The organism is Veillonella sp. VA137 (assembly GCF_003992015.1).
GTDB lineage: Bacteria > Bacillota > Negativicutes > Veillonellales > Veillonellaceae > F0422.
In genome coordinates this window covers 34115-51284 of record NZ_RQVK01000007.1, presented here as the reverse complement: position 1 = coordinate 51284, position 17170 = coordinate 34115, and the positions used below count along the sequence as shown (strand labels likewise).

12 protein-coding genes are annotated in these 17170 nt (G+C 37.7%); all 12 read right to left on the bottom strand.

Features of this window, described 5'->3' with window-relative positions; all coding sequences use genetic code 11:
• Positions 1–49: 49 nt before the first annotated feature.
• Positions 50–508 carry a Mini-ribonuclease 3 gene (locus EO116_RS04695; RefSeq protein WP_164726074.1) on the bottom strand — a complete coding sequence of 153 codons (459 nt, stop codon included), beginning with the start codon at positions 506–508 and terminating at the stop codon, positions 50–52.
• Complete coding sequence (gene cysS, locus EO116_RS04690) at positions 498–1946, bottom strand: cysteine--tRNA ligase (RefSeq protein WP_127160857.1); 1449 nt, start codon at positions 1944–1946, stop codon at positions 498–500. The genes EO116_RS04695 and cysS overlap by 11 nt, the downstream gene beginning before the upstream one ends.
• Before the next feature lie 24 nt (positions 1947–1970).
• Entirely contained in the window at positions 1971–3410 is a 1440-nt protein-coding gene (gene gltX, locus EO116_RS04685) for a glutamate--tRNA ligase (protein WP_127160856.1), read from the bottom strand.
• 3 nt (positions 3411–3413) lie between these two features.
• A complete protein-coding gene (gene ispD, locus EO116_RS04680) occupies positions 3414–4580 on the bottom strand; it encodes a 2-C-methyl-D-erythritol 4-phosphate cytidylyltransferase (protein ID WP_127160855.1) in 1167 nt (388 codons plus the stop codon).
• Between the two features lie 12 nt (positions 4581–4592).
• Positions 4593–5732, bottom strand: a complete 1140-nt coding sequence (locus EO116_RS04675; RefSeq protein WP_127160854.1) for a PIN/TRAM domain-containing protein — start codon at positions 5730–5732, stop codon at positions 4593–4595.
• An 87-nt stretch (positions 5733–5819) separates the two neighbouring features.
• The gene (radA, locus tag EO116_RS04670) at positions 5820–7196 is read right to left on the bottom strand and encodes a DNA repair protein RadA (protein ID WP_127160853.1); all 1377 of its coding nucleotides are present in this window, start codon (positions 7194–7196) and stop codon (positions 5820–5822) included.
• A 71-nt stretch (positions 7197–7267) separates the two neighbouring features.
• Entirely contained in the window at positions 7268–7894 is a 627-nt protein-coding gene (gene upp / locus EO116_RS04665; protein ID WP_127160852.1) for a uracil phosphoribosyltransferase, read from the bottom strand.
• A gap of 23 nt (positions 7895–7917) precedes the next feature.
• Entirely contained in the window at positions 7918–9153 is a 1236-nt protein-coding gene (gene glyA, locus EO116_RS04660) for a serine hydroxymethyltransferase (protein ID WP_127160851.1), read from the bottom strand.
• A 179-nt stretch (positions 9154–9332) separates the two neighbouring features.
• On the bottom strand, positions 9333–10991 hold the full coding sequence (locus EO116_RS04655) for a ShlB/FhaC/HecB family hemolysin secretion/activation protein (RefSeq protein ID WP_127160850.1): 1659 nt from the start codon (positions 10989–10991) through the stop codon (positions 9333–9335).
• A 17-nt stretch (positions 10992–11008) separates the two neighbouring features.
• Complete coding sequence (locus tag EO116_RS04650) at positions 11009–12556, bottom strand: immunity protein YezG family protein (RefSeq protein ID WP_127160849.1); 1548 nt, start codon at positions 12554–12556, stop codon at positions 11009–11011.
• A gap of 2 nt (positions 12557–12558) precedes the next feature.
• Positions 12559–15789: a DNA/RNA non-specific endonuclease gene (locus EO116_RS04645; protein WP_127160848.1), complete on the bottom strand. Its 3231-nt coding sequence runs from the start codon at positions 15787–15789 to the stop codon at positions 12559–12561.
• A 232-nt stretch (positions 15790–16021) separates the two neighbouring features.
• Positions 16022–17164, bottom strand: a complete 1143-nt coding sequence (locus tag EO116_RS04640; protein WP_127160847.1) for a hypothetical protein — start codon at positions 17162–17164, stop codon at positions 16022–16024.
• Between the last annotated feature and the right edge of the window lie 6 nt (positions 17165–17170).

Here is a 17170-nt window from a genome sequence, read left to right as displayed (position 1 = left end):
CTTCAATGCATAGCATTTGATAGAAGCCTATGGCGTATTTATATTCATACTACATACGTGACAACGTTTCAGCAAAAGCGAATTCCATGAGAGTAGTAAGTCTCTCTTCATCCCCCTTGCGATAGGTATACCCCAACAATGCCTCAAAGGCTGTACTCATGCGGTATTCCTGTACACTAGCACTTTTGGGTACATGCACATTACTATTCCGAGCCCGTTTTGCCACTAATAACTCTTCCTCTGTCAGAGTTGGCTCTAAGGCCTGTAATACTTTCGCCTGTGCTTTTGCATTGATAAATGACGTCACTACATCATGAAGTATTTGTGTTTTTGTAATGCCCGTTTCTACTACACGATTTCTAATAAATAAGGTATATACACCATCTCCAATATAAGCAAGCATAAGAGAGTCCTCTAAAGGACCCTCTCCATTTGCTTCTACTTTCACTGAAGATTTTAATTTATCAATCGCCATAGATCGTAGCTGTTTATATCGATTAAAGTTCACGTTTTTTCCACCGTGCCCCTTGTGGGGAATCTTCGATGACAATTCCAATATTGGCCAATTCATCACGAATGGAGTCTGCAATGCCCCATTGTTTTTGGTCACGTGCACATTGACGAATATTCAAGATGACTTCCATTAATTGATTATATTCTTCGTTGCTAGTTTCTTGACCTTTCCAGCCATCTTCTAGCAATCCAAGAATATCTAACATCAATTTGAAGATTTCTTTCACTTCCCCAATAGTACTATGGCATACAGTGCCATCACAGCTTTGAACAGATTGGTAATAGATGTTAATTTCTTTTGCCAAACCATAGATTGGTGCTGTTGCTAGCGCTGTATTGAAATCATCGCTCATAGCTGCTTCAAACTCTTCTTTATAGTTACGAGCATTTTTCAATAATTCTGCTGCTTCCAGTTCACACAATCCTTCTGGACGACTTTCTAAGTACAGTAAGTTGTCAATCACGGTTTGGAATCGTTCAATAGCCTTAGTCGCTTCATCTAAGCGTTCATCACTAAAGTCCAATGGACTACGATAATGTGTGCTCAACAAGAAGAAACGCAATGCATCTGCACTATATTGTTCTAAAATATCTTTCACCAAGAAGAAATTGTTCAAGGATTTACTCATTTTTTCTTGATTAATCGTAATGAAACCATTGTGTACCCAATAACGTACGGCTGGATGGTGTTCAGAGCATCCTTCAGATTGGGCAATTTCATTTTCATGATGAGGGAAAATTAAGTCAGATCCACCGCCATGGAAGTCAAACTCTTCGCCCAAATATTTTTGACTCATGGCGGAACATTCAATGTGCCAACCTGGTCGGCCTTGCCCCCAAGGGCTTTCCCAGAATGGTTCGCCTGGTTTTGCCGCTTTCCATAAGGCAAAGTCCATTGGATTTTCCTTACGGTCATCTACATCTACACGAGCACCAGCTTCCATATCGTCTAAAGTACGACCAGATAGTTTACCATAATGCTCAAATTTCTCTACACGATAGTACACATCACCATCTACTGCATAGGCATATCCATTGTCAATCAATGTAGAAACCATGGCAATGATTTCTTCCATATGCGTAGATACGCGAGGATATACATCAGCACGACGCACATGTAAGGCATCCATTACATCATAGTATGCATCAATATAGCGATTGGAAATTACATTCCATGCTACCCCTTCACCATTAGATGTATTGATGATTTTGTCATCCACATCTGTAAAGTTTTGGATATATGTTACTTTATAGCCTACATGGCTTAAATAGCGACGAATGGTGTCCCAAGTCACGAAAGGGCGTGCATTACCAATATGAGGATGATTATATGGTGTTACTCCACATACATAGATGCTAACTTCCCCCTCTTTTACAGGTTGGAATACTGATTTTTCACGAGTCATCGTGTTGAAAACGGTCAGTTCTCTCATTAGAAATAGCCTCCTTGTATGCGCTTAGCCTAAACGGCGAAGCACTTTCTCTTTTCCAAATAAGGTAATAATATAATTCAAATCAGGACCGTGCATTTGACCTGTGGTAGCAATGCGAATTGGCATAAATACAAATTTGCCTTTTAATCCTGTTTCTTTCATAATCGCTTTGATTGCTGCTTTGACAGCATCTGGGGTAATCTCATCCATAGCTTCAATTTTTTCTTTGAAAGCCCCAATTACTGTTGAATACGATTCTTCTGCTTTCACAGCTGCAATCTCTTCTGCATGTTCTGCATCTTCTAGGATATCATCTTGGAAGAACATATTTACTTCATCTACGATTTGAGCACCATAACTAATATGGTCTTTCACGCAAGTACAAAGCATTGTGAGCCATGCTTGTTCCTCTATAGATGGACTTTCACTAGCGTAGCCAGCTTTCACCAAATGAGGCAAACATAATTCATACAATGCTTCTGGTGTCAATTGTTTCATGTAATTGAAGTTAATATAATTCAATTTATCAATGTCAAAAACAGCAGGGTTTTTCGCTACGCGATCCATAGAGAATTTTTGACACAACTCTTCCTTAGTGAATAGTTCTTCCTCACCTTCAGGAGCCCAGCCAAGTAAGGCTAAGAAGTTCACAATCGCTTCTGGTAAGTATCCCAACTCACGGTATTGTTCAACAGAGGTAGCACCATGTCGTTTACTCATTTTTTTGCCATCTTTACCCATGATCAAGGAAATATGACCAAATGTTGGTACATCCCAACCTAAAGCTTTATAGATCACGATTTGACGTGGTGTGTTCGATAAATGTTCTTCTGCACGGATAACGTGAGAAATACCCATAGTGTGATCGTCCACCACAACCGCATAGTTATAGACAGGAATACCGTCGGATTTTACGATAACGAAATCTCCAATACCATTAGAATCAAAGGATACATGACCACGAACCATATCGTCAAAAGCTACTGTTTCGTGCAATGGAACACGTAAACGGATGGTTGGTTTACGTCCTTCTGCTTTGTAAGCAGCCTTTTGTTCTTCTGTTAAATGATGGCAATGACCATTATATTTTGGAGTTTCACCAAGACCTAATTGCTCTTCCCGAACGGAATCTAATTCTTCTTGGGAACAATAGCATTCGTAAGCATGACCAGATTCTAATAATTGTTTCGTCACTTGGTCATAAATATCTAAGCGTTCTGTTTGACGATATGGTCCTGCTTCACCCCCTACGTCAACGCCTTCATCCCAGTCCATCCCAAGCCATTTAAGAGCAGCCTTAATATTTTCTTCGCTTTCACGAGTAGAACGAGCTTGGTCTGTATCTTCCACGCGCAATAAGAATGTACCTTGCTCTTTACGAGCTAATAAATAGTTAAATAATGCGGAGCGAGCTCCACCAATATGAAATGGACCGGTTGGACTCGGTGCAAAACGAACTTTCATGAGTTATAACTCCTCTCTTTCATACATTGAAACAACAGCTTGTGCGGCTATACCTTCTGTTCTTCCCAAGGCACCTAACCCTTCATTTGTCGTTGCTTTAATACTAATTCTACTAAGCGGGATACCTAAATCCACACTTAGATTTTCTTTCATTTTTTCGATATGAGGCTTCAATTTAGGAGCTTCTGCAATGACCATGATATCTGCATTGTAGATTCCAAAATTTGAGTCCTTTAATAATTGTACCACTTTTTCTAATAATAGCCTACTAGAAATCCCTTTGAAAGCATCATCTTCTGGAGGAAAATAATACCCAATGTCTCGCATACCTGCAGCACCTAGCATTGCATCCATAAGAGCATGAATCAACACATCCGCATCAGAATGCCCATCAGGACCAATAGGGCTATCGATTGATACTCCTCCTAATACACAAGGTCGTCCCTCTTTGAAACGGTGGATATCATAACCATAACCAATTCGCATCATCGGTTCCACTCCTAAATACTTCTTAGCAATCGCCACATCTTCAGGGACCGTTAATTTAATATTTTTTCTGTCCCCTTCTACGATATGTACTGGCTTTCCTTGAAACTCTACTAAGGATACATCATCGGTTCCTTTATATCTGTGTTCTTCCGCATAGACATAAGCATCTAATAAAACAGCTGTTTGAAACCCTTGTGGTGTTTGCATTCTATATAATTCAGAACGTAGTAACGTTTCTTCTACATATCCCTCAGCATTCACACGTTTTATCGTATCTACCACAGGGATGGCGGGCACCGCAGCTCCATATGCTTTAGCTCCCTCAACTACTCGATGAACTAACTCTTTCTTCGCCAATGGTCTTGCTCCGTCATGAACAAGTATGATTTCTGCTTCATTTGCTACCTGTGAAAGTCCAGCTGCTACAGAGTCTTGTCGTTCTGCTCCACCAATCACATATTGCACCATCCACGGTACCTGCATAGCTTCCACTTGTTCTTGAATAGAAAATTGAGCTTGTTCCGATACAACCACAATGACTTCTTCTAAACCTTCCCATTGTTTCATATGATGTAAATTCCATTGTAGCACTGTATACTGTCCCAATGGCATACATACTTTATTATCTGTATAGCCCATTCGGCGCCCTGCACCTGCCGCTAATAAGATACAACTAATCATGGTACTCCCTTTCTAGGAATTTGATTCCTCTACACGGGCAAAAATCATTCGTCCCGCACTAGTTTGTAAGACAGAGGTAACTACAACATTTACCGTTTGATCCACATAGTCTACACCATTTTCCACAACAATCATAGTACCATCATCTAAATAAGCAACTCCTTGATGTGGTTCTTTACCAGCTTTCATAATGCGTACTTGTAAGGTTTCACCGCTCATCATTTTCGGCTTGATCGCATTCGCTAAATCATTTAGGTTCAACACCTCAACACCTTGCAAGGTAGCTATTTTATTAAGATTAAAATCATTAGTTATCAGTTTCCAATGTTTATCCATACTAAGGCGAATCAATTTCAAATCTACTTCTGACAGATCTTCATAGTCAACATCAATGATTTCCATAGATTCTTTTAATTTTTCACGCATTGTCTGTAGTAAGTCAAGCCCTCGTCTACCTCTATTCCGTTTCATAGTATCCGCAGAATCAGACAGTTTTTGCAATTCTTCTAGAACAAATACAGGTACTATGAAAGGACCTTCTAAAAATCCTGTATTTACAATATCTAAAATTCGACCATCAATGACCACCGATGTATCTAAGACCTTAGCAGAACAAGTTTGAGGTGGGGCATTTTTATCTTTTGATTCTTTAGGTGATCTACCCTTATTGAGTAATCCTCTAAATGTATAAGATACCATGGCTTTATATAAGTCAGGCCCCTTATCCATGCCCAAACGAATCCCTATATATCCCAATACAGCACTGAGCACGATAGGTAAGTATGAGCCAATAATTGGAACACGTTCAAAAGCCATACCAATTAAATTAGCAATAATGAGTCCAAATAATAATCCGATCGTGCCAGCTACTAGTTGTTGACTAGGAACTCGACTTAAAATACGTTCAATTTGTTTTGCTACGCTTAAGCCCAAGCGTAAAATATACTGGGACACTAAATAACCGATAAAAGCAGCTAATAAGATACTTAGGGTATAGTACAATATCATAATTACAGATATCCCAAATACGCCCATTTGTAGCATCTTTTCATCCCATATAGGTACCATAAGCGTTGATAGTGCGTCTGCTCCGACGTACCCCATACTACCAAATAAGATAGCAATAGCATAGCGTAATAAATTATAGATCATATGGTCACCTCCTCCTTTTTATAAAAGTATAATATACCTATCTGTGATTCTCATGAATGAATCATAATAAGAACTCAGCAAATAGGTTTAGAATATACTTTTCATTACTTCTTGAATACTGGTAACGCCTTTTATAGAGATACCGTCTTGTATTCCTTTTAATTGTTTTACATTTCCAGCAGGGATAATAAATTGTTTAAATCCAAGTTTTTTTGCTTCTCCTATCCGTTGTTCTATGCGTGGAATACTACGAATATTGCCGGTCAATCCTACTTCACCTAAGATCACCATATCTGGAGGTACTGGCTTGTTTTTTAAATTAGAGATAATCGCCACTGCCATCGCTAAATCACATGCCGGTTCATTAATTTTTAAGCCCCCAATGATAGTGACATACACATCTTTGTTACCTAATGTAAAGCCACAACGTTTTTCTAATACGGCTAGGAGCAAAATCAGCTTATTTAAATCATACCCAATGGCTGTTCTCCGTGGCATACCAAAGGCAGTGGATACCACTAAGCTCTGTACTTCTACTAAGATAGGTCGTACTCCTTCTAAGTAAGCCATGATGGCAGAACCCGTCTCTTCTTCTGACCGCTCTGCTAATAGAGTCGCTGATGGGTTGAGGAGTTCTCCTAACCCTTCTTCTTCCATGGTAAATAATCCTGATTCCGAAGTCGATCCGAAGCGGTTTTTAATACCTCGTAAAATACGAAATTGATAGGACCGTTCTCCTTCAAAATACAATACTACGTCCACCATATGCTCTAGCATACGAGGACCTGCAATAGTACCATCTTTGGTAACATGACCAATAATAATCACTGGAATATCTTGATCTTTTGCAAAGCGTAGCAATCTAGCCGTACATTCACGAACTTGACTGACACTCCCCGGTGCAGATTCTACAGAACCTACATACATAGTTTGGATAGAGTCAATCACAAGTAGCATTGGTTGACTTCGTTTCGCCTCATTCAATATGGTATCTAAATTAGTTTCTGCCTGCACTAACAGATTGGAAGAGTTGATGCCTAGTCGATGCGCTCTTAATTTTAACTGCATATCTGATTCTTCTCCAGATGCATACAGAACCTTACCAGACTCTTCTGCAATACGACCAGATACTTGCAATAGTAAGGTAGACTTACCAATACCCGGATCCCCACCTAGCAAGATTAACGCACCAGGTACAATACCCCCGCCAAGAACACGATCAATTTCTCCATATCCGGAAGTAATTCGGGCAATAGCGCCTACCTCAATCTCTGTCAAAGCCTTCGGCTTATTATCTTCATCTTGAACCGGTCGATACGACGCTACATGTTTTGTTTTAACTTCCGGTTGCAGTTCTTCTTCTACTGCCGTATTCCAAGCACCACATGCCGTACAACGGCCAAACCATTTCGATGATTCATTTCCACACTCTGAGCAGAAAAAAACTGTTTTCTTTTTTGCCATATATACCCTTTCTTACAAAAATAATGCGCGTCACTGAAAAGAAACGCGCACTACTCTTTGGGCAACACCGTTTATTTCGTACCGAAAATACGATCTCCCGCATCACCAAGACCAGGTAGAATATATCCATGGTCATTTAATTTTTCATCTAATGCAGCTACATAGATGCGTACGTCAGGATGCGCTTTGTTCACAACTTCTACACCTTCTGGGGCTGCTACTAGACACATTAATTGAATTTCTTTAGCACCTTTTTCTTTCAATAAAGAAATCGCGGCAGCTGCACTACCACCTGTGGCTAGCATTGGATCTGTCACAATAATGCGACGATCAGCCAAGTCAGATGGTAATTTGCAATAGTACTCTATTGGCTTTAATGTTTCTGGGTCACGATACATACCTACATGGCCTACTTTTGCCATTGGCATTAATTCTAACAAACCATTCACCATACCAAGGCCTGCCCGAAGGATGGGAACGATACCCAACTTTTTACCAGCAATTTGTTTACCGATAGCTTTCACCAATGGAGTTTGTACTTCTACATCTTCTAATGGTAAATCACGTGTAATTTCATAACCCATTAACAAAGCAATTTCTTCTAATAATTGGCGGAAATCTTTTGTACCAGTTTCTACGGAGCGAATCAACGTTACTTTATGTTGAATCAAAGGATGTGTCATTACATTTACGTTCATTTTACTTACTTCCTTTTTATTAATTACGCATACATTGGGTATTTTTCACAAAGTGCTGCTACACGTTGTTTAGCCTCTGCTAATACAGCAGTATCTTCTGGTTGTTTCAATACTGAAGAAATAATACTTGCAATTTCTTTCATATCTTCTGCGTTCAAACCTCTAGTTGTTAATGCTGGTGTACCTAGACGGATACCAGATGTAACAAATGGGCTTTCTGGATCAAATGGGATTGTATTTTTGTTACATGTAATGCCCACTTCATCCAACACATGCTCAGCCACTTTACCAGTTAAACCAACAGTACGTAAGTCGACCAATAATACATGTGTATCAGTGCCACCAGATACGATAGTAAAGCCTTCTTGTTGTAATGCTTCAGCTAATGTTTGGGCATTTACAATGACTTGTTTTGCATATTCCTTAAATTCTGGTTGTAAAGCTTCACCAAATGCTACTGCTTTAGCAGCGATGACATGCATCAAAGGACCACCTTGAATACCAGGGAAAATAGATTTATCAATGGCTTTTGCATATTCTTCTTTACACATAATCATGCCACCACGTGGTCCTCGCAATGTTTTATGTGTAGTAGTAGTTACAATATCAGCATACTCCACAGGGTTTGGATGCAATCCTGCTGCCACTAATCCAGCAAAATGTGCCATATCTACCATGAAAATAGCTCCTACTTCATGAGCAATATCCGCCATTGTTTTGAAGTCGATTTGACGGGAGTAGGCGCTGCCACCACCGATAATCATTTTAGGCTTATGTTCTTGCGCAATTTTACGCATTTCTTCGTAATCAATTCGTCCAGTTTCAGCATCTACACCGTAAGGAATGATGTTGAAATATTTACCAGATACATTCACTGGAGATCCATGTGTTAAATGTCCACCATGGGATAAATTCATACCCATAATAGTGTCACCTGGCTCTAATAACGCAAAATATACGCCAAAGTTAGCTTGAGAACCAGAATGAGGTTGTACATTCACATGTTCTGCGCCGAACAGTTGTTTCGCTCTTTCAATAGCCAACTCTTCTACCATGTCGACATATTCACATCCACCGTAATAGCGTTTATGTGGATATCCTTCTGCGTATTTATTTGTCAATACGCTACCTTGTGCTTCCATCACAGCTTGAGACACAAAGTTTTCCGATGCAATCATTTCTAATTTGTTGCGTTGACGACCCAACTCTAGTTCAATCATTTCTTGAACTTTTGGGTCTTGCTGTTTTACATAGCTCATGGTAACCTCCTGTGAAAGAAACATTTCAATCTATCCTTTATTATAGTAATAATCCCCACCTTTTGCAAGGCAAAATACTGAATCCCCTCAACCGAAGTTAGTAGGTACTAAACAATTGAAAGAGATGCCGCAGCCTATTATATGTTGCCATTTCTATAGGGAATAATCCTATCAAATCTTTAGAATGCTACACTCATCTGTATTCCTAGGACTCGGTGTGGCACTGTAAAACCGTTTGGTACTTGTAACGGTGTGGACAAGAATAGATTATAGTTAGCACTTCCATAGTGTCCTTTCATTCCAATGGCTCCACCCCACAACTCTGTACCCAATATATCTTCCGTAGATTTTCCGTACACTTTACCATAATCCAAACCTATATACACTGTATGATTCTGATTTAATGATACATCCAAGGTGTTCCGTACATAAAACCCTCGTTCTGCGGCTAGATTTCTATCACCGGTAAACCCACGCACCGTATACCATCCACCAATGGTAAAGAACTCACTGCTATAGAGCTTACTATTCGTATACTGTCCTTTTGCTTCTATTGTATAGGTAGCTTTTCGATTCCAAAGTGTCAATGCACGTTGATAGTTCACTTTCCCCGTATATATATGATACTGTGTCGTAGCTTCCTCTAAATGATCTGTCGGTCCAGGACTAGCCCACCAAGGAACACCTTTTTCATATTGCACTAACCAATCTAAACTTCCCTTCTTGCTATATCGTTTTTGATGTATTCCTATGGACCAAGACGTGGTATTTCTCCGTTGCACATCAATTTCACTACCATTGATAAACGAATGCCTTGTCTTATGTGTAAGATCTTGTACTAATTCTGTAATCTGTTGGCTATTCCTATGCAATACGTGATTCCATCGTAATTCATCGCTAGTAAAGTTACCGCTAGAAATAAACGGTTTAATGGCATAAGCAACCCGTTGTTGATAGTCTGAATTAGAATGGCTAAGGGTAATGCTATCATTTCCAATAGGTATTTGATATGATACATAACTGGATTTGCTCGTATTGATACTATCTGAGTGTCTAGATTTTGTTAAGCTATAGTATAAGGTATCACTACGATCTAATGGTCTGCCTACTGTAATAGACATATTTCCTTGAAAGCGCCCTGTCCCTTCATTACCAAAATTATCGAATCCTGTGGTGACCTCTACTTTAGATTTATTTTCTATCTGAAATACCACTATAGATGTACCTAACTTACTTCTCGGTTGTAACTGTACCTTAGCCTTCTGATGGGGCACTGCATTTAAATTATCTACAGTTTGTTCTATCTTCCGTATGTTTAAAATATGCCCCTTATGAAAGGCTAATGCATTTGTATAATTACCTGCTACGCCCTTAAATTGTATCTCCTCTATGGTTCCTACCAGCAAGGATAACCGAAGTGTTCCACTCCCTATATTTTGAGGCTCCATATAGACCTTAGAAGTCACATACCCTCTATCTAGTAAGGTTGTATTCAGTTCTTGCAACAAGGTATTAATTGTTTCTACCCCATACAATTGATGTTCTTTCTTAGCCACCATCGTTTGCAGAAAACTAAACTCTGGTGGAACCTGAGATAGCTCAATATGATGAATTAAAAATTCTAGTTCATCACTAGACAGTTGATTTATATTTTGAGGTACAATCCCCTCTGTAAGAACTGTGAAAGACGGCGTTCCCTTTTGCTCTACATGAGATATAGAACGCTCCATCTGGTCTAGCAGCTTACCTTGCTCGTCTATAGTATTAGCATGAACACTATGAGAAAGCGCCCCTATACACAAACAAGCAAGGCCTGTAACTATTTTATGATTTGTCAATCCTAGACTCCTTCATATTAAAATTTGGCATATTCATTTTCTGGAACAATAGATGCTATTTTCTCTTCAGATAAGTTAGAACTCTTAATGCCTAGTTTTTCATAAGACCATAGGTCAAAGAGTTCATTATCATAGGTTTGTTCTGCTAATACATCGTAACCAAAGTTAGTGGAAATATGTCGTTCTTCATCTATCATATAGGAGAACACCGTCCATGGTTCAAGATGGCATGCAATAAATGCATTTCGCATGTAATTCGACCACAGTGTTAGTTGTTCCATCGTAGCATCATAAGTCGCCTTAGAAACCACCTTCCGATCCACCATCTCCTCAAAAGTAAGATATTCACCGTCGACAATGATATACCCTAGTTGACGGCATACCGTTCCATCATTCTCTACATATAGGTATACCCGATGATATGTACCTGGCAAAATAGAATACAAAATATCGTAACTATTTTGAAGATATTGTGGAATCAAATCGTGAATATCTTCCCCTGTAAATTCTATAGCTGGATCTACACTAGCCATTTCCTCTACCTCCTCCTCAATAAACTGAGACATATCTATGTGCATAGTCCCTGTGATACATCTCTCATGAGGTGCTACTGCATGCGTATGCAATGGTTCCCCATCTGGGGAGAAATACCGTTCTTCCCAGGCATTTACCAAAGCTAGTTCATCAGTAAAATTATCTTCTGTTATATTGTCATATACATAAGAGAGTTCGCCGGTGGAAATGTCACAGATGTAGTCTATATAGGAGCTAGTGTTTCTACCAGACCTTGTATGTACTATATAAAACTCATCTGCCCATTCCAAACAAGTATTCTTGATTTGTTGTTCACATAGATTTCCCTGTAATTTTTGTATATTATCTATCACTTTCCATGTATCATCATTCATTTGAAGATACATCTTAAGATTATATTTTTTTTGAATAATATCCAGATGAAAATAAACTTTAGTAGTATTACTCTTCAAAAATGGAGCCAGATAATATATATTCTTAACCAATATATTCTCTATTAATGTGTTGAAAGGAACTGCAAGGACTTTATTCTTCAAAACCCTCTCTGGAGTAATATTAAATTCTTTTATAAATTTAGTAACCTCTTCTTTTCCATACTCCTCATCAAGAACTCCTACTTTTTTATATTTCCATACTGAGAGTGGCGTGCCGTAATATTCATAGTCAGATAAATTCTCAAGATATTTTGCAGAATATTCACCATTTCTTTTTATATCTAACAACATTAGATTCGTCGGGCGTGTTTCATCAATACTCTTATCATCGAAGGTATCTCCTGCTATCTTGTAAAATCTTCTAGTAATATTAGGTACACAACTTTTTTTGTAATAAGAAAACATACATAAATCATATTGATGTAAAAAGGTGTCATCATCATATAGAACAAGAAATGCCCCATTCATACTAGAATGAAACTTTTGACTACATACTAAAACTTCACTCCAATTATCATCAAAAAGTAATTTTGCCATATCATAAGCTTCTTGTTTAATCTTTAGCTCAGATTCTTTTTTCTTGCTTTCAACATACATTCTTAACCTCCATTTGCAATCGTTAATGTATCATCATTATTATCGATAATATAATTTATATTAAATTCTTTTGGTCTTTTATTTGCTCCATCATATACTATATCTATCGTTACCTTCACCTCCTTACCCTCTTGTAATGCATTCTTCCATCGATTTTCCATAGTTTTATAATCACTTCTATTCACAATTGCATCCATGGCAACTAGATTATCTAATTCTCCTGAACCTCCAAAGATTCTAGCTATCAGATGTCCACCATGGTCCCCTCGTAATCGGTCATCACCACCTGCTTTTAATTGATCTCCGTTATTTCGTACACCATCTTCTAATCGCAAATCACCTTGGGCAGCCTTTATACGACCTAATTCATCCGTTTGGTAATAATACCCTTTGCTCTCATATACAATATTCTCTTTTAATTCTCTTGTTTTCACTCCCGGTTTATATTGCTCACCATTTCGATAAATATCTGGACTATCAGCTAATTTTGTTGTGTTTGTAGTAGGACTTGCCGTTTCAGTAGTAGATTGTTTAGGGGATGCTTTTTTATTTGATTCTATGCTTTTATTAGCTTTTGCATCCTTAGCTGTCAATTTAGATTCTTTTCCAATTACTTCTGCTTTATTTTCAATAGCATTTATTTTATTTACCTTAATAAGAGTTTCTTCTTCATCAACAATTTTCCCCATAGCAACAGCAGCTTCAAATGCTTGCTCAAACTTAATGCGTTGAGGTGTAAATTCCATTATCTTATGTACTTTATTCAAAAAATTAACCTTTGATATTTTTATTTTATCTGGGCTTAATATAATACTTGCTACTATTTCCGTTGCTTGACCTAACAAGACTCCTTTTCTCTTATTATCATCGCTCAATGCAATCTGATACATTTCATTAGTTATCTGCGACAATTGTTCTCTATAGTGTTGCAAATTAGAAACCTGACTTAAATTTTCCACTAATTTTTGCATATCATGTATCACGCCAAGTGGATTAAACATTAATTCTTCTAAAAACTCTTTTTGCCCTTCTATATCACTTTCTAAAGCATCTCCAAAGCCTTCTCTAAAACCACCAAAAAACTCTCTAATATGTTTATTCTGAATAATGTAACCTAAAGGTACACTTTTTTCATCGGTTGGATATAGATGCAATTCATTTTTTAATATAGCATCATCCCCTGTAAAAATAATATTCTTTTTATTATTTACACTAATATACTGGGTTTTAAAATCTCCATATATTGGGATTAACCTTTTTTTAACTTTATCGACTACGTAATCTTGTCCAAAACCATTTTTGTCGGCTACCCATACGACATATTGATGTGGTAAATCTTCAATCGAGACTTCTTCCTCTTCCCAATTATTTAGCATACTAAATTTTACATTTTTAACATCTTGAAAATCTATAGGCTCCTTATTAGCTACTTTAGTTTGTAGTACGCCTGCTAACTGTACTGTGACTTCTCCATTAAATCTTCTACGAGGTCCATAACGATTCCACTTCGTTCCAGCTTGTGCAATGCTAGCACCTCCTAATCCGTCTCCACCTAATAGCTTATCTACGGTATAGCCAAGGCTAGCAGATAGTAGTTGTGCTCTTGCTGGGTGATCCTTCGCTAGTTTGCTTATAGATTGTATCAATGCTTCATTGAGGCCACCAGATATGGCACCAGTTGTAGGATTTCCTTTTACAATAGCTGATGTAATGGCACCAGATAGAGCGTGCAATGCGACCTTTTCAGATGAACCATCTTCATAGATTCGTTGTCCTCTTGCATCTCTCATTTCACCAAATCTATGGATTGCTTCATTCATATACTTGCTGAATAGTTTAGCTGTTTCTTGTCGTTCTGCAATACCTTGCCTATCAAAAATAGTGCTTAATGTATGTAGTGAATCTTCCGTATTTCTACGAATGGTATTGAGATTCACCTCAGGATGTTCAACATCTAGCACTCCTTTAGCGATTGCTGAATAGGTTGTGCTATTTGCCTTGCCACGTTCCCCAGGCATAATCGTAGGTATCAATCCAAGTTCGTTGTATTGCTTACTGCTTTTTCCAATCGTTGGATCCGCTAGGTACGACACTCCTTTAGACCCATAGGTATACTTCGCCCTATTCTCCATATCCTTCATAACTAGATATTTTGTTTTCAGTGCATTCGCATCTGTTTTACTAGCTAGTAAGGCTCCTTCTAATGTAGTCGTATTGCCTACGGATATGTTGAATCCTGTACTTCCTGCAAACATTCCAGATGGATGAATCACAGAGGTATATGTACTGTCTATGTCAGTCTGTTGCAAGGAACCTTGTAACGAGTTAAATCCACCTTTCTTGGATAGGCTAAGTCCCATACCACCTGATGTAGTATGATCTGTATAATCATGTGTATCTTGTACAGAGTGAATCTCTAAATTTCCACCAACATTTGCTTGGATAGCCTCTCCTTTAAGAACACCATCTTTGATGTGTAAATCCTGTTTTGTTTTCACTCCAAGGGTATTCGTTGCAGTTATCTTCGTAGGGTCATGGACTATGTCTGTCCCTACTATATTGCCTTTACTGCCACTAGCATTGACGGATATATCAAAGAATCGATGTTGTAAAAGATCATAGGAAACACCTAGAGAGGCTTGTTTCTGTTTCATACTCTGTGTCATCTTAGAGGTCGTTTCTTTGCCCTTCACATAGATACTATTCGCCGACTCTAAGGTAATATCCTTGCCTTGTACATCACTTCCTTCTATGCGAAGATCGTCCTTCTTAGTGGTAATACGAATATGTCCATCGGATACAACGGTCGATCCTTTTGCTATCTTACTATCTACATTCGTAGAAGCTTCGCTTCGTTCTGTGCCTAAAGATAGATTGAGGTGTAAACTCTTGGCTTGGTCTTTCAGTTTAGATTTTTCTATAGATGTCTTAGCATCGTCATAGGTTTTGTAGGCTAATAGAGCTTTCAATCGTTCGTCTTTTACAGAGTTTGCTCGTGTGAGTGTACCTACTGCATTGGTTGTAGTATCTACTAAGCGATTCGACAATGAGAGAGTAAGCCCACTTTTAGAAAATCTATGTGTTTCTTCTGTATGGGATGTGGTATAACCATTGCGAATTGTCACGCCAGAGCCTTGAACCTGAATATCCCCTTTAGATGCTACATCACTAGCTTCTATTTGTGTAGATCCTGTAGCACCTAAGGTGACAGAACCAAAGCGACTTCCAATCACGCTGCCTTTGGTTACACTGCTCTTAGCATCATAGGTATCTGCTTGTTTTTGTGTACCAATGGTAAGGCTAAGACCGCCATTACCAAAAACACTAGATTTACGTACTTCCTCACGATGGGTAGCTTTAGATTCTTTTTGAAATTGAATTAAAGCTTCTTTTTCCTGATTTATAACACGTTTATTTAATTCTACAGTAATAAAACTAGTAAAATTAGTATCTTTTAATCAATACCTATCCTTTAGACTTGATTATTGTATCAACACAAGAATATTCATTGCGTTGGAGACCAAATAGCAATTCCCCTATCTCTACCTCTTTTTTCATTTCTTCTCCAACCACTTCTATATATACCTTATAATTTATTTCTTGTTGTCTTTCATATCCTAGACGCTCCAATGTACCTATAGCTTCATAATACATCTTTGTGGTGAAATCAAATAACACCTCTGCATCGTCACCAAAAACATTCCTTTTAATAGTTATTATATTAAATTCATTGTCCCTAACAGTTATTATTTGTTGTACCTGTATATAAAACGTTTTTATATACAACGATACATATATATATATTGCTGAAACAACTTGAATATCTCCTTCATTAGTACAATAGGTACCTATATGCCATACATAACTTTGTTCTTTATCTGGTAGTCTACTCCCTCCATATTTTTTACATAGGGAATCTAACTCTTCAATTGCTTGAGAATGCATACATCTAGGAATACATTCATCCACAACATACTCCTCGTCTATAAATTTACTGTGTTTTACTAAATGTATGATTTCTTCTGCAATATTAGTTAAAGATTGATCAATATCCTTTGCAATTTTACCGTTAGAATCACCAAGTTCCTCACCGTAACACAATATATATCCCAAGTAGTGTTGGCATCCTAAAAATTCCTCACCTGACCTTGATTCATCCATGGGCACTAAAGGAATCCTTTGATGTATATCAACAGTAGAAATATTACTATAACCATTTAATTTCAATAATTCTTCAATATATTGTCTTTCCTTTAAATAATCATAAAAAACATCCTTCATAGTTATTGCATATAAACTAAGGCTATTAAAAAATATACCATACTTTTCACGATTACTTAAAATCACCTCATATTCATAATAAATTTCATAACATGGGGACTTAGGATAAACCTTAACCTTCATAGTTGTCACAAATGTATCACAATCATTAAGAGTTAATTTTGGGCGCCCATATTGTATAAGTAGTTCTGGACCGAAACTATTTACTATATGATTTTTAAGTTTACAGTCTGAATATAAAAAATCAAACGACTTATAATTTTCTGTTTGATTCATTATTTCTTTCTTACTTATAATGCATTGATTAAAGGAATCCTTATTTTTCATTATAAT